At 41.5% G+C, this 19,466-nt stretch carries 16 protein-coding genes; 11 read left to right on the forward strand and 5 right to left on the reverse strand.

What is annotated here, in order from left to right:
* The first annotated feature begins 135 nt into the window (after positions 1-135).
* Together WJR50_RS03160 and WJR50_RS03165 are read left to right on the forward strand one after the other, a co-directional pair.
* Entirely contained in the window at positions 136-342 is a 207-nt protein-coding gene (locus WJR50_RS03160) for a heavy-metal-associated domain-containing protein (RefSeq protein ID WP_341291764.1), read from the forward strand.
* 176 nt (positions 343-518) lie between these two features.
* Complete coding sequence (locus WJR50_RS03165; protein WP_341291765.1) at positions 519-2,909, forward strand: ABC transporter permease; 2,391 nt, start codon at positions 519-521, stop codon at positions 2,907-2,909.
* Positions 2,910-2,945: 36 nt separating this feature from the next.
* On the opposite strand, the gene WJR50_RS03170 is transcribed toward WJR50_RS03165, so the two are convergent.
* Both WJR50_RS03170 and WJR50_RS03175 read right to left on the reverse strand, forming a co-directional pair.
* A complete protein-coding gene (locus tag WJR50_RS03170) occupies positions 2,946-3,131 on the reverse strand; it encodes a twin-arginine translocase TatA/TatE family subunit (protein WP_341291766.1) in 186 nt (61 codons plus the stop codon).
* Between the two features lie 234 nt (positions 3,132-3,365).
* Positions 3,366-3,704 (reverse strand): c-type cytochrome, encoded by a 339-nt coding sequence (locus tag WJR50_RS03175; protein ID WP_341291767.1) that lies wholly within the window; start codon positions 3,702-3,704, stop codon positions 3,366-3,368.
* 437 nt (positions 3,705-4,141) lie between these two features.
* On the opposite strand from WJR50_RS03175, the gene WJR50_RS03180 reads away from it, so the two are divergent.
* A complete protein-coding gene (locus tag WJR50_RS03180; RefSeq protein ID WP_341291768.1) occupies positions 4,142-6,526 on the forward strand; it encodes an ABC transporter permease in 2,385 nt (794 codons plus the stop codon).
* 32 nt (positions 6,527-6,558) lie between these two features.
* Here the strand turns inward: WJR50_RS03180 and WJR50_RS03185 are convergent, their stop codons facing one another.
* Positions 6,559-7,173 (reverse strand): nucleotidyltransferase family protein, encoded by a 615-nt coding sequence (locus tag WJR50_RS03185; protein ID WP_341291769.1) that lies wholly within the window; start codon positions 7,171-7,173, stop codon positions 6,559-6,561.
* Positions 7,160-8,293, reverse strand: a complete 1,134-nt coding sequence (locus WJR50_RS03190) for an XdhC family protein (protein WP_341291770.1) — start codon at positions 8,291-8,293, stop codon at positions 7,160-7,162. The genes WJR50_RS03185 and WJR50_RS03190 overlap by 14 nt, the downstream gene beginning before the upstream one ends.
* A gap of 119 nt (positions 8,294-8,412) precedes the next feature.
* Here WJR50_RS03190 and WJR50_RS03195 point away from each other — a divergent pair, with 119 nt between their 5' ends.
* The 6 genes from WJR50_RS03195 (at position 8,413) to WJR50_RS03220 (ending at position 13,288) form a co-directional block, all read left to right on the forward strand.
* Positions 8,413-9,585 (forward strand): aminotransferase class V-fold PLP-dependent enzyme, encoded by a 1,173-nt coding sequence (locus tag WJR50_RS03195; RefSeq protein WP_341291771.1) that lies wholly within the window; start codon positions 8,413-8,415, stop codon positions 9,583-9,585.
* A 258-nt stretch (positions 9,586-9,843) separates the two neighbouring features.
* Entirely contained in the window at positions 9,844-10,473 is a 630-nt protein-coding gene (locus tag WJR50_RS03200; protein WP_341291772.1) for an LON peptidase substrate-binding domain-containing protein, read from the forward strand.
* A 21-nt stretch (positions 10,474-10,494) separates the two neighbouring features.
* The gene (locus WJR50_RS03205; RefSeq protein WP_341291846.1) at positions 10,495-10,968 is read left to right on the forward strand and encodes an NADH-quinone oxidoreductase subunit A; all 474 of its coding nucleotides are present in this window, start codon (positions 10,495-10,497) and stop codon (positions 10,966-10,968) included.
* A 51-nt stretch (positions 10,969-11,019) separates the two neighbouring features.
* A complete protein-coding gene (gene nuoB, locus WJR50_RS03210; protein WP_341291773.1) occupies positions 11,020-11,571 on the forward strand; it encodes an NADH-quinone oxidoreductase subunit NuoB in 552 nt (183 codons plus the stop codon).
* Positions 11,568-12,068, forward strand: a complete 501-nt coding sequence (locus WJR50_RS03215) for an NADH-quinone oxidoreductase subunit C (protein WP_341291774.1) — start codon at positions 11,568-11,570, stop codon at positions 12,066-12,068. The genes nuoB and WJR50_RS03215 overlap by 4 nt, the downstream gene beginning before the upstream one ends.
* A gap of 2 nt (positions 12,069-12,070) precedes the next feature.
* On the forward strand, positions 12,071-13,288 hold the full coding sequence (locus tag WJR50_RS03220) for an NADH-quinone oxidoreductase subunit D (RefSeq protein WP_341291775.1): 1,218 nt from the start codon (positions 12,071-12,073) through the stop codon (positions 13,286-13,288).
* 48 nt (positions 13,289-13,336) lie between these two features.
* Here the strand turns inward: WJR50_RS03220 and WJR50_RS03225 are convergent, their stop codons facing one another.
* Complete coding sequence (locus WJR50_RS03225) at positions 13,337-14,482, reverse strand: PAS domain-containing sensor histidine kinase (protein WP_341291776.1); 1,146 nt, start codon at positions 14,480-14,482, stop codon at positions 13,337-13,339.
* 798 nt (positions 14,483-15,280) lie between these two features.
* Here WJR50_RS03225 and WJR50_RS03230 point away from each other — a divergent pair.
* Both WJR50_RS03230 and WJR50_RS03235 read left to right on the forward strand, forming a co-directional pair.
* Positions 15,281-17,461 carry a fibronectin type III domain-containing protein gene (locus WJR50_RS03230; RefSeq protein ID WP_341291777.1) on the forward strand — a complete coding sequence of 727 codons (2,181 nt, stop codon included), beginning with the start codon at positions 15,281-15,283 and terminating at the stop codon, positions 17,459-17,461.
* Positions 17,449-19,428: a TonB-dependent receptor gene (locus WJR50_RS03235; RefSeq protein ID WP_341291778.1), complete on the forward strand. Its 1,980-nt coding sequence runs from the start codon at positions 17,449-17,451 to the stop codon at positions 19,426-19,428. Before WJR50_RS03230 ends, WJR50_RS03235 begins: the two co-directional genes overlap by 13 nt.
* Positions 19,429-19,466 lie beyond the last annotated feature (38 nt).

Genomic DNA, 19,466 nt, shown 5'->3' on the forward strand with positions numbered 1-19,466 from the left:
TTCAACAGACTGATAATTCAATCATTCATCATAGGCTAACCTCTCAGAGTTCCTTTTAGGTAACTCTGAGGGGGGGCAAGTTTACTGATTGATTAATCAACTTATCATTATTCACTAATCATAGGTCATTAAATTATGAAAACCATACAATTCAAAACCAATATCAAATGCAATGGCTGTATAGCCGCCGTGAAACCTCATCTGAACGAAGCAGTGGGAGAAGAGCACTGGAAAGTAGACCTGGAATCACCCGACCGGATTCTGACCGTAGAGGCCGAGAGTGAGCAGCAGGTAAAAGAAGCCGTGCAGAAAGCCGGTTATCAGGCGGAGAAAGTAGAATGAGATTCGCCTAGCCGTTAGGCTAAGTTTGAAGATAAAAAAAAGTTACGGGCGGTTTTACATTGCCCGTGCTTTTTTTGTTTTCAGAAGATATACGAATAACTTTTTCTTATTCTTCTGCAACATCATGAGGGCTGTGATTGTCTAATGCGGTCAAACAACATTAACCCAACCCACAGATGATCAGTAGCTATCTTAAAATTGCGCTGCGGAGCATGATGAAGCATCGTGTTTTTTCCTTCATCAATGTTTTTGGCCTGGCCATCAGCTTATCCGCCTGTCTGCTAATCCTGTCTATCATTGTCGTGCAGTACCATTATGATGAATTTCATCAGGATGCGGAGCGTATCTATCGCCTGACCAGTATTCACCATAAGCAGGGAGAGCCTCCGCGTACTTTTGCCACCGCACCTGCCGCCTTAGCAGAATATGTGAAATCGCATTATCCTGAAATAGAGCAGACGGTTCTGCTCAAAAAAGGATTGAACGGAGATTTTACCGCTCATGATAAAACGATTCCTGCCAGCGGTTTGTATGCCAGTGAAGACTTTCTGCAAACTTTCACTTTTCCTCTGCTTAGCGGTAATCCCAAAACTGCCCTGAAAGAACCTTTTTCTTTGGTAATCACCGAAGAAGTGGCGCATAAATTTTTTGGTCAGCAGGACCCTCTGGGTCAGATATTAAGTCTGGAAGGTGTGGGAGAATTTACCATCACCGGACTGATGGCTAATCCTCCCCAGAACACGCATATCAAATTTGAGATGCTGGCTTCTCACAGCACATTGGGTGCATTGGAAAGGCAGGGAAAGTCAACCGCCAGCATGGACAGTTGGCAGGCCCTTTATGACCATTATTTATACATCAAACTCAGGGAAGGAGCTGATATACAGCATCTAGCAAGTAGCTTCCCTCAGATTTCTGCTGAGCATTATCGGGATATTGATCCTGTACGGGCTGACTTTGGCTATCAGCTGCTTACCGACATTACGCCCGGCGGCCATGTAAATAATCAGCTTGCCCCAACCATGCCCGCTATGATGATCTATTTTCTGGCGGGCCTGGTACTTGTTGTAATGCTATCTGCCTGTTTTAACTATACCAATCTATCCGTAGCCCGGGCACTGAGCAGGGCAAAGGAAGTAGGCGTACGCAAAGTAGTAGGAGCAAAACGTTCGCAGCTGTTTATGCAGTTTGTAAGCGAAGCGGTGGTGGTGGCCTTTCTGGCATTGGTGGCTGCCATACTGCTGCTGCAAGTACTAGAACCAGCCTTTTATAGTATTTTGGATGAGGAAGGAAGATCGGTCATCTCCTTTGCTTCTGATTATAGCATCTATATTTATTTTGTTGCATTTACACTGCTGGTAGGTTTGCTGGCGGGTGTGTTCCCGGCTTTGTTGCTTTCGCGCTTCAATCCGGTGCAGGTACTGAAAAATCTGTCAGGTATAAAAGTGATGAAGGGTATGAGTTGGAGAAAAGCGCTGATCACTACCCAGTTTGCCCTTTCCTTCATCTTTCTGCTCTCCAGTCTGATCATTTACCAGCAGTTTCAGTATTCCGTCAACAAGGATTTGGGTTTTACAAGTGAAAATATCCTGCAGGTAGATTTGCAGGGCACTTCTTACGAACAGTGCCGGCAGCTGGTAAGCCAGCACAAAGATGTGCAAAGCGTTTCGGCCACTTCCTATGTACTGGGTTCAGGTTTTGTGCATGCCGATTATTTCAAGAAATCTGCTGATGATTCGTTGCTGGTCAGCTATGTCTCCGCTTCCCCTTCTTTTGTGGAGAACATGGAACTGGAAGTCATTGCCGGGAATAATTTTCCGGAACAGTTAAATCCTGAACATGAGGAGTTTGTGGTGTTAAATGAATACGCTGTCAATGCGCTCGGTTATGCTTCTCCTACCGAAGCTATAGGCGAGCTGTTGACCATTGGAAATCAGGAGGTGAGAATAATGGGTGTGGTAAAAGATTTTCACTATCTGCCGGTGATGGAACGCATAGAAAGTTTTGCCCTCCGTTATCGTCCGCAGGAGTTTGCTCATATGCAGATCAAGCTAAGCAGTACTAATATCCAGGCTACGCTGACAGAACTGGAAGAACTGTGGGAGCAGCTAGACGAGGTGCATCCTTTTGAGGCAAAGTTTTTTGATGATCAGTTGGAAGAAGCACTGGCAGGGCTGAGCATTCTGATGAAAGTAATCGGCTATGTGGCCTTTCTTTCCATCAGCATTGCCTGTCTGGGATTTTTAGGTATTGCCATTTACACCGCAGAAATCAAAATGAAGGAGATCAGCATCCGGAAAGTGCTGGGAGCAGAGCTGTATCAGTTGAGTTTTTACTTCATGAAAAGCTTTCTGCTCTTGCTGCTCATTGCCATCCTCACTGGCCTTCCGGCAGCTTATTTTCTGAATAGTCTCTGGCTGAACAACCTGGCCTATCGCACAGAGATTGGTGTGGGAAGTCTGCTTTTGGGAAGCGCTGGCTTATTAGTACTGGGAATGGTGATTGTGGGAAGTCAGGCACTGAAATTAGCTTTGACCAATCCCTTACACGCACTGAAAGAGGAATAAAATGTTTTGAAAAGGGCTTAGTAAGTTACTAGGCCCTTATTCTTTTTTGTGCAACTCACGCTGCACTTCTTTCAGTGAATCCTGAAAATGACTGACAGATTTTCTTAAGTTCTGATAAAATTTAGGAAGAGAGCGGGGGCCAAAGAAAATGTAAATCACAAATACAATGATGAATATTTCCCAACCGCTGATGTTCTCAAGCATCAAAAAAGCCAGTGTCATATCGTTAAATTAAAAATTACAAATTTAAAATTTATCTGCTGCTGACCATTAGACGCTGGAGGGGATCAAAAGTAACGTCTCTTCCGAAAAAAAAAGTGATATGGTGTTAAAGTTTTATAGTTTAATTGCTCCGATCAATTAACCATTGTACTCTAGTACTACTGGCTAAGGACTATAACACTACTCTGTAGCGGCAAAAACTATAACACCATAACACAAAGAACTATAACACTATTACTTTTCTCCGGCTTCTCTTACTGCTTCTACTTCTTCAAAAGTGACTACTTCTCCTTCATTGCCCCAGCTGTTGCGTACATAATTGAGCACGTGAGCAATCTCTTCATTGGTGAGGCCCAGCGGAGTCATAATGTTATTGTAAGTCTTTCCATTGACTACAATCTCACCTTCCAGGCCGTGCATCACTGTGCGAATAGAGCGCTCTTTGTCAGCCATAAGGTAATCTGACTCGGCCAAAGGAGGAAAAGCTCCGGGTACGCCCTGTCCTTCACTCATATGGCAGCTCACACAGTAGCTGGAGTATATTTCCTGACCCAGTTTTATACTTTCTTCCAAATTTGGATCAGCTTGTTCCGAAACTACTTCACGTTGATTAAATGAAAAAAGAACAGTAGAACAAAATACTGCAACGCTAAGTAACAAGGATGATTGATACATGTCTCAACAAAAAGTTTTTGTGTTAAAATGATTATTTGAATGGGTTTCTGCTTACTTCTTCAACTGGTAAACAAAAGGAAAGCAGTTTTAACAGACTTCCTCAAAATAACTTAAAATCAAGCTTACAAGTTATATAAAATTTTGGTAAACAGAACTTTAATTCAGAGCATGTTTTTAATGAATAGGGTGTTCAACTTCGTACAGGCATGTCCGTTAATGTACAATTATAATGTATGTACATGTAAATAACAGGCTGTTGAGCTGGTTTTGCTGAGTGGCACGTTTTTTTTAGAGTTAGGTTTAAAAGTCCGGAATTCTCCATTAGCTGATATATTATGCTTAAGAACTATTTTATTACTGCCTTCAGGAATCTGACTCGTCAGAGAGGCTTTTCTTTGATCAATATTGCCGGACTCACCCTGGGTATCGGTGGGGCTTTAGTCATTTTCCTGATCGTTCGTTTTGAACTTAGCTTTGATGATTTTCATACCAAATCAGATCGTATTTATCGGGTACTGTCAGGCTCTCCCAAAGATCCTATGCTGAGTGATGCCGGAACGCCTCATGGTCTCAGAGAAGTGTTAAAGAATGAGTTTTCTGAGATAGAAAAGGTAGCGGTAGCTTATAAGCTCAATCCTCAGAAGACACAGATTGAAATTCGTGAAGAGCTGAGCCGAGAGAATAATATCGCCTATGTCACTCCATCTTTTTATGAGATGTTTGATTATGAATGGATAGCCGGAAGTCCTCAAAAGTCACTATCTGAGCCGGGGCAGGTCGTAATAGATGAAACGCTGGCGCAGAAATATTTTCGTGGAGATGCGTTGGGAAAACATATCCGCCTCAACAATGCGCAGGATCTGGTAGTGAGTGGAATTCTTAAGGCTATGCCTAAAAATACTGATTATCCTATTAGTATGGCTATCTCTCATGCTACTTTTGAGCAAAGTGAAGACTATCAGGCAGAATATGAAGGTAGCAGAAATTCCTATTATCAGACCTTTGTCTTGCTACAGCCGGGAGCATCTGCGGAAGGTATCAATGCTCGCTTTCCAGCTATGGTTGCAAAATATATAGACGAGGATTTTGCGAATAATTATCTGACGCATGAGCTTCAGCTCCTGGAGGAAGCTCACTTTAGCGCACAGATAGATAACTTTTCGGAGCGCACCGTCTCCAAAGAATCTATCAGGAGCTTAGGCTTAGTGGGTATTTTCTTGTTGATCACAGCTTGTATCAACTTTATCAATCTGACTACTGCTCAGGCAGTAAAGCGCTCTAAAGAAGTAGGGGTACGCAAAGTGCTGGGCAGCTCGCGCCAGCAGCTGATTGGTCAGTTTATGGGAGAGACCGCCCTGTTGACATTTGCAGCCATCCTGATTTCCTATTTACTGGCAGCGAATTTACTGCCACTACTTGGCTCTTTTCTTAATCTTCCTCTGGATTTCTCGCTAATGAATGGGTGGGTTACCCTGCTGTTTTTGCTGGGGATAGGCGTCGTAGTAAGTATTTTGGCTGGTTTCTATCCTTCGCTTGTGCTCTCTGCCTTTCAGCCTATTACCAGCCTAAAAAATACTTTTACTTCCCGCAGTTCAAAAGGTCTATTACTGCGCAAAGGACTTATCGTCTTCCAGTTTGCACTTTCGCAAGTGCTTATCATTTGTACTGTGGTGGTGCTGAGTCAGATGCATTATTTCAGCAGTAAATCACTAGGTTTTGACCAGGAAGCCGTCCTTACGGTTGATTTACCGAAAAGCGATCATGATCGGGTAGCAACTTTGCGTAATGAGATGTCTCAGCTGAGCAGCATCAGAGATGTTAGTTTTTCGTTAAACACACCCGCAGCTACCATGAATAAGTACTGGACTTATTTTATGCATCAGGCATCTTCTGAGGAGCAAAAAATGTCCGAGATTAAGTTTATTGATGATAACTTTCTGAAATTTTATGATATTCCACTCATCTCCGGACGTAATCTGCGCGAACAGGGTGACTCTACTGATTTAGTGGTGAATGAGGCATTTCTGAAAGAGATTGGGATCACTGAGTCTGAGAAGGCTTTAGGAGAGCGCATCAGTTTTTATGGTACTGAAGGTACAGTAGTGGGTGTAGTGAAAGATTTTCATTCCATGTCACTGAAGGAAGAGATTCCTCCCCTCATGATGCTGAGAGCACCAAGTTTTTTCCAAAAAGCTTCTTTTAAAGTAGAGATGAGCAAGGCGCAGGAGGCAATTGCAGCAGTAGAGCAGCAATGGCAGGCCACCTTTCCTGATTATTACTTCAGCTATGAGTTTTTAGATGATGACCTGGCTACAATGTATGAGCAGGAGCGCAAAACTTCTAAGCTCTTGTCCATATTTGCTGGCATAGCCATTTTTATCGGCTGCCTGGGACTCTACGGACTGATCAGTTTTATGGCGGTTCAGAAAGAAAAAGAAGTAGGTATCCGCAAAGTATTGGGCGGTAGCATACAGCATATTGTATATCTTTTCACCAAAGATTTTGTGTTGCTTCTAGGTATTGCTTTCTTAATCGCGGCACCACTAGCTTATTATTTTATGCAGCAATGGTTGGCAGATTTCACTTATAGTATTGATATCTCCTGGTGGATGTTTGTGATCGCGGCACTTGCAGGGCTACTCATAGCGCTGCTGACTGTAAGTTTCAAATCGGTAAAAGCTGCGCTTGCTAATCCGGCAGAATCGTTAAGAAGTGAATAAATATTAATGAAAATATATGAGTAGAGAAAGGGCTATGTTCCTCTTTCTATTTTCTCTTTGGTTTTTTTGTAGTCTTCCGGAGTATCTACGTCAAATCTTCCGGAAGGAAAATCTACACTTGCCACCTGAGCCTTATGTTGTTGAATAAGCTTACGAGCTCCGATAGAACCTTCTAGTTGACTAAGAAAAGGAAAATAAGAGTGATGAAAGTAAGCCGGAACGCCCAACGTGTCCTGATAAGTTGATGCGACAATAGGTTTTTGGGTATGTAAATGGGTTTGTAGTAATTTATTCAGCAAAATAGTATTGACATATGGCTGATCTGATAACATAAGGATGGCTCCCTGGCTGTAGTCGTATTCTTTTTGAACTTCCTGTATACCTTTCTGAATAGAAGTGCCCATACCCTGCTGCCAATCCGGATTGTGCACTATTTTTATTTCAAGCGCTGGCAGTGCTTCTTTTATTTGCTCAGCAAAAGCCCCCAAAACTACGATGACTGGTCCTAAATCTGAATCTATTGCTTCTTCCACAGCGTGTCGCAGCAGGCTTTTGCCATTAATTTGTAATAACTGCTTGGGCTGACCCATGCGGGAAGATTCTCCGGCAGCCAGTATTACTATAGCATGCTTTTCAGATGCGCTCATGGATGAAGCCTTTCTTTTCTTTGAGTAGTCCTCCTTTTCTATGCTGATGCACCGCCTGTATCTCTGAAATAATGGATAATGCTATCTCGTCGGGTGTTTCTGCACCAATGTCTAATCCTACCGGGCTGTGAATTCGTTTTTGATCTTTCTCGCTAAGTATGATACCTTGTTGCTCCAGCTCATTCAGCATTTTTATGTAGCGTTTTTTGGGTCCCAAAATGCCAATATACTGAACGTTGGTAGCCAACAATTGAGGCAATACCGCTATATCGTACTCATAGTTGTGCGACATCAGCACGGTATAGGTATAAGGCGTGATGGATAATTGGTCTACCACATTTTCACGTGGGGCATGCAGTACCTGGCAGGCACCGGGAAAGCGTTTACTGCCGGTATGCGCTATACAATCATCGGTAACACTGACCTGCCAGCCTAGTGTATTGCCAAGTTTCACGACTGGAGCAGCATCATACCCTCCTCCAAAGATGATCAGCTCTATGCTGGGGTGCAATATTTCAATGCTCACTTCCACGCGACCTTTCTCTACAGGATATACTTTGCTCAGAGCCTGTCCTTTTTCCAGTACCGGCAAGATATCCTGACGGAGCTGCTCTTTAAGCAATGGGATAGTAATATTGCTCAACTCTTTTCCCTGGCTGTCAATAATCAGTCTTTGTCCAATGCCTTCCTGCATAGATTCTTCCACATTAAAAACTGTGGCAATAGCAGCTCTTTTACGATCATGGAGAAAGGTTTTAAACACCTGCATCAGATCCATTTGCTCGTGCAGATAATCCATAGGTTCAATGAGTACATCTATAATACCGTTGCAGCCCAGCCCTACTCCCAGACGACTGGCATTTTCATCGGTCATGGTATCGTAAGTAACTACGCTGGGTTTATTTTGCAGAATAGCCTGGCGGGCCTTCCTTAGCGCATCTCCTTCCAGACACCCTCCGCTAATAGCTCCTGTCCAGCGGCCATCGTCTGTCATCAGCATACGGGCTCCGGCTCTCCGGTAAGAAGATCCCTGTACTTTTACCACTGTTGCCAATGCTGCCTTCTGTTGGGTATCGGCAATCTGTTCATATGCTTCCACTATTCTGCTGAGTTCTTTCATAGAGCCATCAATCAGTTGGTGCTTTTAACTAATTTACTTTCTTTCACCCTTAAAAACTATCTAAATAGTACAGGGCTTCCTATATTTCGCAAAGGAAATAAGCAATATACATAATAACAATGTCACAACACAGCGCTGCATTGCCCTCCCAAAAAGATAAATTTACTTTGTCCCCCAATGTTACCTATCTTAACTGTGCTTACATGAGTCCGCTGATGAAGAGTGTGGAAGAGGCAGGCATCAAGGGAATGAGACTCAAACAGTCTCCTGAACAAGTTGGTCATCATGAGTTTTTTGGAGAAGTGGAAGAGCTGAGAAAGGAGTATGCCCAGCTTATTCATTGCTCTGAGCCCTCCCGCATAGTAGTCAATCCCTCTGTATCTTATGGCATGGCAGTAGTAGCCCGAAATCTGCGTATTGAAAAAGGAGAGAATATTGTGGTAACAGGAGAGCAGTTTCCCAGCAATGTGTATGCATGGCAAAAGCTGAGTCAACAACGGCAGGTAAACCTTAAAAGGGTGGATGCACCCCAAGTGCGCGAAAACAGGGGGAAGCTTTGGAATGAAAGCATTCTGGAAGCCATAAATGCTAACACTCGCCTGGTGGCCATTGCCCATGTACATTGGTCGGACGGAACACGCTTTGACCTCAAGGCGATCCGAGAACGGACAAAAGAAGTAGGAGCATTATTGGTAGTAGATGGTACACAGTCGGTAGGAGCTTTACCTTTTGATGTAAGTGAAATACAGCCTGATGCGCTGATATGCGCAGGCTACAAATGGCTGATGGGACCATATTCCATTGCTTTGGCCTACTTCGGTCCGTATTTTGATGAAGGAGAGCCGCTGGAAGAGGGCTGGATTAGCCGTTATGGAAGTGAAGATTTTACCAATCTGGTAAATTATCAGGACCGTTATCAGCCGGGGGCATTACGGTATGAAGTGGGAGAGCGTAGTAATTTCATTCTGGTACCGATGATGTTGCAGGCGCTCAAAGAACTTAATGCATGGGGCATCCAAAACATACAGAACTACTGTCAAAATCTGAATGAAACTATTATCACTTCCCTGCTGGAAAATGATTTTCAGATAGAAGATCCAACATTTAGAGGGCATCATTTGTTTGGTGTAAGACTACCAAAAAGGGTAGCCATGAAAAAGCTTCAGGAGTATTTACAGCGCAAACAGGTGCTGGTATCCGTTAGAGGCAATTCGGTGAGAATTGCGCCTCATCTGTATAATGAAGCTGAGGATATGCAGAAATTATTAGCTTGTTTTCAGGCAGTGATATAAAAAAGAACCCCGGACGCGACCAAACGTCCGGGGTCAACTATCAACCTTAAACAAACGCTAAGAAAAATCCTTGCGCTATTGTATAAATCACAATAACTGTGCCTGATCAAAATAAATTCTCATATTGGAATATTTATTTGAATGGCAAAACAGTCATTTTCTTACGTATTGCAAATGTGTAACGATGAGGCGGATAAGTTGTTGTATTGAAGAATGGAATGTATCGTATTTTAGTTTGTTGAGTGGGATTGTGTTTATATGGAAAATTACCTACCCTTATTTCCTTTGAACCTGGTGGCTTTTCCGGGGGAAAACATTAACCTTCATATTTTTGAAGAAAGGTACAAGCAGTTGATAAACGAATGTTTGGAAAACGACCATCCTTTTGGTATTCCGGCTTATATTGATAAAAAGGTGGAGTTTGGTACGGAGATGTATGTGAAGAAGGTAGTCAAAAGATATGAAGACGGTCGACTGGATATTACAACTAAGGCTACCAGAATTTTTAAAGTGATGTCATTTGTCAATCCCGTAGGCGGAAAACTCTATGCCGGAGGTGAGGTGATCTATCTGGATAATGTACAAGATGGTGATGCTGATTTACGTGCTGAGCTCGTAGAGCTTATCAAGGATTTATACAATTTGATGAATGTTGTCAAAAAAGTGGAAGTAGATGAGGATATTGCTACCTTTGAAATTGGCCACAAAATCGGGCTGTCACAGGAGCAGGAATACCTGCTGTTACAGATTGAGCACGAGAAAGACCGCCAGGCTATGATCATACAGCATCTGAAAAAAACGATTCCTGTGTTACGAGAAGTAGAGCGTACCAAGGAACGTATCCGAATGAATGGTCACTTTAAGCACTTTGACTCACTGGACCTTTAATACTTAGGATTATCCATGATTATTCAAGATACTCAGCTTTCAGCCTTTAGTATAATACTTCTTTTTATTGTAGGCAGTAGCATATTTGTCGCAATAGCTTTGTTGACGGCAAGAATGATTCGTCCCGATCGCCCTAACGAAGAAAAACTTACTACTTATGAGTGTGGTGAAGATCCCAGCGGATCAGCATGGGGGCAGTTCAATTCTCGTTTTTATATTATTGCACTTATTTTCCTTCTCTTTGATGTAGAGATTGTTTTTTTGTTTCCCTGGGCCACAATATTTGGACAGAAAGAGCTCATAGACGGAACGCAGGGATTATGGGGTTGGTTTTCGTTGATAGAGATGTCAATTTTTATTGGAATTTTAGCTATGGGTTTGGCTTATGCATGGGCAAAAGGTTTCCTGGACTGGATAAAACCTAAAGTGAGCAAACCAACTTATACTTCACATATTCCTAAAGAATTATACGATAAGGTTTCAGAAAAATATTAAAACGAGCAAGGCATTTCGCCAATTTTCAATCTTCAATTTTTAATTAACGATATGGGAGGTCTGCTGGATCAACAGTTTGGTAAAGGAGGAGTAATTGTTACTCGTGTTGATGACATCGTCAACTGGGCGCGTCTGTCTTCGCTCTGGCCTATGGGTTTCGGACTTGCCTGTTGTGCTATTGAGATGATGTCTACTTATGCTTCCGGTTATGACCTGGATCGTTTTGGTGTAATTCCTCGTCCTTCACCCCGCCAGTCTGATGTGATGATCGTTTCCGGTACGGTTACCTTTAAAATGGCAGATCGTGTACGACGTCTCTATGAGCAAATGTCAGAGCCTCGTTATGTAATTTCTATGGGATCCTGCTCCAATTGTGGGGGGCCTTACTGGCAGCATGGCTATCATGTGGTAAAAGGTGTAGACCGTATTATTCCGGTGGATGTTTATGTGCCGGGTTGTCCCCCGAGACCCGAAGCATTAATTGGAGGTATTCTTAAATTGCAGGAAAAAATTCGTCATGAGTCCCTGATGGCTCCCACGGCTTTAGAAAAGCTGATGGAAAAGAAGAAAGAAAAAGCTAGCCCCGAACCACAAAAAGCATGAGTCTGGAAGAAATTCAAAGTATTTTGACCACCAAATTTGGTGAAGACATCATTTTAGCTACCGACACAGAGGCTTCACCTCCTATGCTCAATATTCAGGCTGCCAAGATTGCAGAAGTTTGCATGGAGTTGCATACCAATGAAAAAACCTACTTTGATTATCTGGCTTGCCTGACCGGTTTAGACAATGGTTCTGAGCAAGGTACAATGGAAGTGATTTATCACCTGTATTCTATCCCTTACAATTTTCAATTGGCTTTGCAGGTAGTCATTCCAAGGCCTGTTGAGGAGGAAACGCTGTCTGAAATACCTACTGTAAGCCATATCTGGCGTACTGCCGACTGGCATGAGCGTGAGGCTTTTGATCTGGTGGGTATCCAATTTAGCGGTCATCCCGATCAGCGCCGCATTTTGTTACCGAACGACTGGGAAGGCCATCCTCTTCGCAAAGACTATCAAGAGCAGGAATATTATCACGGGATTAAGGTAATCTACTAACAATGGCCAATCCAATACAATATCAGTTTGACGAGCAGCATCTGAGGCGTTCAGAACCCAACAAATTTAAGCCTGAAGACCTGAAGGCGGAGGAGATGATTGTAAATGTAGGCCCTCAACATCCCTCTACACACGGTGTATTACGTTTAGAGGTAATTACCAGTGGAGAAGTGATCGTAGATGTGGTACCTCATTTAGGATATTTGCATCGCTGTTTTGAAAAACATGCCGAAAATTTACCTTACAATCAAACACTCCCATTTGTAGACCGGATGGATTATCTGGCTTCTATGAACTCCGAGCACGCTTTTGTGATGGGCGTAGAGCGCATGTTGGGTATAGCAGACCAGATTCCTCCTCGTGTAGAATACATACGCGTACTGGTAGCTGAACTGAACAGACTGGCATCTCATTTTGTAGCGGTAGGTACTTATGCCATGGATATTGGAGCCTACACTCCTTTTCTCTGGTTGATGCGTGACCGAGAGCATATCATGCGGCTTTTAGAATGGACATGCGGGGCACGTATGCTGTACAACTACATCTGGATAGGGGGACTTTTCTACGATTTGCCAGTAGGATTTGAAGCGCGCTGTGCTTCCTTTGTTAAGTACCTAAAGCCTAAACTAGGCGAATTGGAGAAGCTGGTGATGGAGAATAAGATCTTTGTGGAGCGCACCGCCAATGTAGGAGTGCTTCCTTTAGACCTTGCCATCAACTATGGGATTTCGGGTCCTATGCTCCGGGGGTCAGGCTTGAAGTTAGACTTGCGGAAAGTAGACGGGTATTCTATTTATCCTGCATTAGACTTTGATATTCCGGTAGGGGAAGGGCTTATGGGTAGCGTGGGAGACTGTTGGGACCGTACGCATGTACGAGTCAGAGAGTGTTATGAGTCGCTAAAAATTATTGAGCAGTGCCTGGAAAAGCTGACTGGTGATCTGGCTCGCACTCGTGAGTTTGACCCGCGTGCATTAGTGCCCAAGAAGATTCGCCCTAAAAAGCAGGATTTCTATATCCGCGCTGAGAATCCAAGAGGCGAACTAGGATTTTATTTTAGAGCTGACGGAAAAAGTGATGTTCCTTTTCGCTGCAAGGCTCGTAGCAGTTGTTTTGTAAACCTTTCAGTCATAGGTGAATTGTCTAAAGGCTGCATGCTTGCTGACCTGATTGCTATACTAGGTTCTATTGATATCGTCTTAGGCGAAGTTGATAGGTAGCTTAGAAAATCTTTTGTTGGATATTTTCTTATCAATTTCTAATTGCAATTAGTCGGTAATTAATTTTCCATAGTTTTCATCATGTAACTTAGGATCTGGTAAGTATACCCAAACCTCAGTGCCCATCTGGGGAGTACTTTTGATTCCTATCTGACCTCCCAGTTTTTCTACATGAGTTTTTACAATGAACATTCCCAGGCCGGAACCCTCAGTATGATTGTGTCCTCTGTAAAACATGTCAAAAGCACGTTTCTGAAGATCTTTATCCATGCCTAAGCCATTATCTTTTACTTTTATCTTGACCCCATCCTTATATCTGCGTACCGATACTTTTGTCACAGCATCAGTAATGTTAGGTCTGCGATACTTTATACTATTTTCTATCAGGTTTTGCATTATGGATTGGAAAATCTTTTCTTCTGTATGGAAAATAAAATTTTCAGAAGCAGTAAGGTGAATCAGCACTTCTTCCTTACCAGGAAAAGATTGCAAATCACGAATAATATCATCCAGTTTTTCTCTGATCGGAATCGGCTTGTGCTCAATAGCATCTTTCTTAGACAAGCCAAGTTCCAGCAAACCCAATAGTTTTTCTTCTAATCTTTGCGCGCTCTTCTTGATAAGCTGCATGTAGTTTTGGGTAGCCTCGGGATTATCAGCCTCTAATTCCATCAGTTGAAATAGGCCATTCATAGAAGCTAAAGGACCTTTTAAATCGTGAGATATACGATAAATTAGGGTTTCTAACTCGGCATTTTTCTTCTTAAGTTCCTCAGTGGCTCTTACAAGCTGCCTGTCATCTTTTGCAATCATAATAAAGTTAGTAGTTTCTTCCTCCGAAAGAGTAGAAAATGATACGGATACTGGCAATTGTTTTTTCCCGCGTACACTAAAGCAGGTGCGACGATTATAAACTTGCTTTTCCTCGAGTACTTCCTGTAGTAAAACTTCCAGAAATTCTATCTGACTTTTGGGAAATAACTCTACGATATGGAAACCAATGAGTTCTTCTTGTTTGTAATTCAGTAGCTGCGCTGCTTTTTCATTAAGATAGGTGACCATGAAATTATGGTCAAAAGAGATGACCATATCTGATATACTTTTACCTATGCATTCGTAAGGGTTGAAAGAAGTAGCCTGGAGTTCATTATTGATTTGTAAGTCTTCAGCAATTTTATCGTAAATAGTATCCATATGTTGGTTGATTTAAGTCAGAATTTTAAATCCATGTACCAAAGCTACAAAAAAAAATTAAAATGTAATTTTTTGATCATAAAATATAACTATTTTAATATTATTCTGACCTGAAAATTGCACTATTAACAGCGTAGTGTTAATGATTGGTAATAAAAGTTACATTTAGAAGATAGCTTGAAAAAGCGTTAAACAGTCTGGGAAGGATGAAATGCATAGTCTGCCTACATAAATTATCACATTATTGCTCAAATATTACATAATGTATTTTTATAAGATTTTTTGAAACTATACTAAGAGTTATTAAAGAGATTTGAATGATAAAATGGTATTAAATAATATTTTTATACTAAAATATCGGTCATTAAACACTTTTATCACGTTGTACCATCCTTAGATTCTCAGTAAATAGCTTGTGTACATGGGTGTAATGTATGTAGGTAAAATCAAAAAATCTCTGACTGACTCAGGGAAGAAAATAAATTTGAGAATTCAGTAAAAGCTAACTATGTCTTACTTACCTATAGTAAAACGGTAAAACTCTTCTCTCCACCATTTCACACTTACAGATTTAAGTGTTAAGGTATTAATATTTAGATAATGCTTAAAAAAAATAGCATTAATTTAATAAAAAGTGGTTTCCAAAGTGAATAAAAGAAGTGTATTATTTAGGGATTTTGTCATCCTATCAGCACATATATATTTATATCAAACTCATATCATGCTTTTTGTAAAGCGTTGAAAGCTTTCCGCTTTTAATTTTTCTGAGTAATACTAGTATTTTTATAAGAAAAAGATGTGAAAGCAGGATTCTACTCATTAGTCAGGCTCGTTCTTCTGATCCTAATCTCATGGGGGTGTGATGGTGAAAAAAAAGAATTCATTCAGCCTTCACCACGATTAGAAGAGCCTCAAAGCATAACTCCCAATAGTTTTACAATACAATGGATGCCTTTTCCATCGGTAGATTTTTATCTGTTAGATGTTGCATTGGATGCGGATTTTGAAGATAAGCTCAGTGATGAATATCCACTTGAAATAAAGGAAACCTCTTATGAAGTCAGTAATCTTAACCCTTCTACAGTTTATTATTATCGGGTTGGAGCGCGGACCTTATCAGGTTCTGTCATTGACTATTCCGATACGCAAGAAATATCTACTACAGCTTTGCCAAGTCCGATAGCGGTAGATCCTGTAAATATAGGAATTAACCATATTACAGCGGCCTGGTCAAAGGTAGACGCAGCAGAGGGTTACTTGTTAGAGGTATCTTCGCAAATTGAATTTGAGACTATTAACCATACCTACCAAAGTAACAGCAATCAGGATACTGTCCTGACAATTACTGATTTGGAGGAAAAACAGGGATATTTCTACCGGGTGAAGTCTAAAAGAGGAGACTTTTACTCCTTGCCATCTAACATCAAATATGCTACTACTACTCAACTAGGCAAGCCCGTTATCACTGGCACCCTTGACATTCAGCATTCTTCTGTAAGTCTGTACTGGGAAAGTATTCCTCAGGCAGATAATTATGAAGTTGAGGTGAGTACAGACCCCTTATTTGATGAGCGCAATGCTCCTACCCATACTGTGGAGGGTATACTGAGCACTCAAACTAAAGTAGAGAGCCTAAATGGTAATACACTTTACTATTTTCGGTTGAGAGCAAAGCAGGATACGCTTTATTCGGCCTACTCCTCTACCCTTAAAGTTAAAACTAAAGGTCTTGATACTCCTCAAGTACTTGAACCTTCCAACATAGGAGCAAGCAAGTTTTCTGCGAACTGGCTCTCAGTTCCGGAGGCTGAAAATTACGAACTGGATCTGGCTACTGACATAGATTTTAAAAGTACTCTTCCCCAGTATAATGCGCTGAGTGTTAACGATCTTACTTACACATTTACAGACTTACAAGCAGGTACTGATTATTTTTTGCGCATAAGAGCGCAGGGCTTTAGTACATATTCTGATTATTCGGAAATATTTATGATCAGCACCTATCCTCTGAAGGCACCTTTGAACTTAGAGGTTACTACACAGCTACTAAATTCTTTTACTCTCTCCTGGAGCGAAGCAGAGGGAGCAGAAAGCTATCTTATAAGTGTAGCTAAGGATAGTAGCTTTAACAGTTTTGTTACAGGCTACAATCAAAAAGAAGTGATAGGTAATAGCTGGGAAGTTGAGGGGATTGATCCCTTACAAGAATATTATGTAAGTGTAAGCAGTAAGAATGGCACAGTGCTATCAGCAGAGCAAGCGGAGATAAGGGTAGTAGCTTCTGTTTCTCCCAGTTGTTTATTGAGTAAAAGAAGCTGGGACGATGGTTGGGTTGAAAGTTATACCTATAATGCCGGTCAGCTTGTAAGCATCAGTGGAGACAGCGCTAATATAGCCCGCTTTAATTGGGAATTGATCTATCAGAATGGGCAATTGATTAAAGCTAATAAATATGAGGATGAGGCGCTAAACCTTTTAGTACTCAGTGAAGTGTGGACGTTCGCTTATCAGGATAGCCAGTGGGTATCCCTTCTCAGGCAGGATGAAAGCAATAATACCCTGGAGTATACAACATTATCATATGATACCGAGGGCAAAGTAATTCAGGTAAGTAGATATGCCGACCAAACTAAAGCAGTACTAAATACCCAGGAAAACTATTCATACTTAGGAGAAAATATTGTTGAAGCCAGAAATGCAGCCAATCAGCTTGTAAAAAGCTGGAAATACGCCGACTACTTTAACCCTAACTATCAGTTTTCTCCTCAGGTTCATGCGCTTTTATATGATCCTACCGGTTCCTCTATTCCAGGTAATGTATCCAGTTCAGTCACAAGCTTTTATCAGCAATTTGTAGTGGATACCTGGGAAAAACAAGCTTATATCTATGAGACTAATCAGGTGGGTATGCCCATAAAATTATTTTCAGGAAGTGACTTCCCTACCCAAACCTATATTTTCCAGTCATGCGGATTCTAAAACTATCATACCATAGCATATACATCGGATTGTGCTGTATGATGGTGATCTTCAGCAGTACTCTAACCAAAGGACAATCAGAGGTAGATAGTACAACGATGTATCAACTGCAGATTAGCAAGGACTTACCTCTGGAGAAAGTACTTCGTGAGCAGGAATCTATGGTATATGTAGCAAACCGAAGATTGGATAGCCTGAAAAGCATCGCCCTTAATGTTAGTGTATTAACAAAAGAAAGCATCAGGCAGTCAGGGGTTAATAATATTCCTGAGGCTTTACAATTATTGCCTGAGTTTGTGGTGAAACCTAAAACCAACGGACTATATGATGTGGAATATAGGGGAATAGTCAGTAATTATAGTGGTAATTCTAATGAGACTGTACTTCTGCTTATTAATGCTGTTCCCTTCAATGATGGGTTAACCGGTGAGGTTTGGTGGGAAGCGATCCCCTTTAGTGTTGAAGATATTGAGAGAATTGAACTGATCCGATCTCCCCATGGAAGTTGGTTTGGTTACGGAGGTGCGGTAGGTATTATCAACATAGTTACAGTGAAAAGTAAAAATACTTTAGGCACACATTTACAAGCTAATCTGCAAGTAGGGCAGTTTCAGTCATACCGTTATCATGGTAGTTTAAATATAGGGATTAATGATAAGTTAGCCGTAAGGGTAGGAGGTTACTATCAGGCAAGTCAGAGGTTTCAGGATAGATACTATATCAGCTCGGTAGATCGCTTTGTCAGAAGTGATTCTTTGTTGTTTTTTCAGCCTGAGGCTTCACAGACTCATTTGTATACAGAGCTTGCTTTGCAGTCCAGCGCATTTCATCTCAGCTCAGCTTATAATTGGAATGAAGATAAATCTGTTAGTGTAGATTTAGGCGTTCAAAATACACAGTCCCAAAGTATTTTTTTGCCTGCGGAAGAAATTTTCATGACCAATAGGGAAGAAAAGCGCCGCTGGTTAAATGTTCATTTTTCTACTCCTCGGTGGAGTTCACATATTTTTCATCAGTCAGGAGACAGAAATTATGCTACTGGCTATGCGGGCTGGCAATATCAAAATGCCAGGACAGGTGTGAGACTAGAGCACCGTAAATCATTGGGAAAGTATTCATTGCTGGCAGGTACAGAATGGATTAAAGACCAATTTACCCCTCTGAATGGCAATATTAACAGATTATCTCTAATGGAAAATACCATTCCAGTAGCTGACGAGTGGTCTCAGCTTTTGGGGTCATTGTATTTACAGCAGACAGCTGCCTTAGCCAAAAACCGACTTCATCTATCATCCAGTCAAAGGGTTTACCAGAACTTACAAAATGTAGAGTATCCACTGGGTTTTCACTTTGCTGCCAAATGGTTTTTGAAAAAGAATACTGCTTTACAGGCCAGTGCTTCACAGGTAATGCAAACTACACAGCAGTTATACAGGGATACAACAAATGTGATGGAGTATGCAGCATATAAATTTTTAAGCTATGCATTTGGAGTTCAGCAATATTGGACCAATAGAGGGAGTATAGGGGTTTCGGCTTTTTATCAAAAGGCTTCAGAACTTCAAAATCTGAATCACATGCCGGCTTTGGGAAGTACACTTGAGGCTAAGTATCAGATCAATCGCTGGTCATTACTGGGGCAGGTTACAAGACTTATAGAAGAAGGGCAGACACCTTCATTTTTTCCCCTTTGGGTAGGTTCGCTGAGTGGAAACTTTACCACTTTTTTTGATCGCCTCAATATAAATACAGGCATTTACTACTACAGTGAGCATTACATAGAGCAAGATATTGACTATCAGGTACCTACCCAGTGGTTTATCAATACCAAATTTACCTACAAAATATGGGATCAGTACTCTGTGTATTTGAATGTTAGAAATCTGGCTAACCGACAGGATACGGGTGTTCCATTTGCAGACCAGAATAACAGGTTAATCACGATAGGGCTGAATATGGCACTTTAACATGGAAAAGCTGAGCATAGGAAATTCACATGAGCATA

It is taken from the genome of Catalinimonas locisalis, assembly GCF_038039535.1.
Taxonomy (GTDB): Bacteria; Bacteroidota; Bacteroidia; order Cytophagales; family Cyclobacteriaceae; genus Catalinimonas.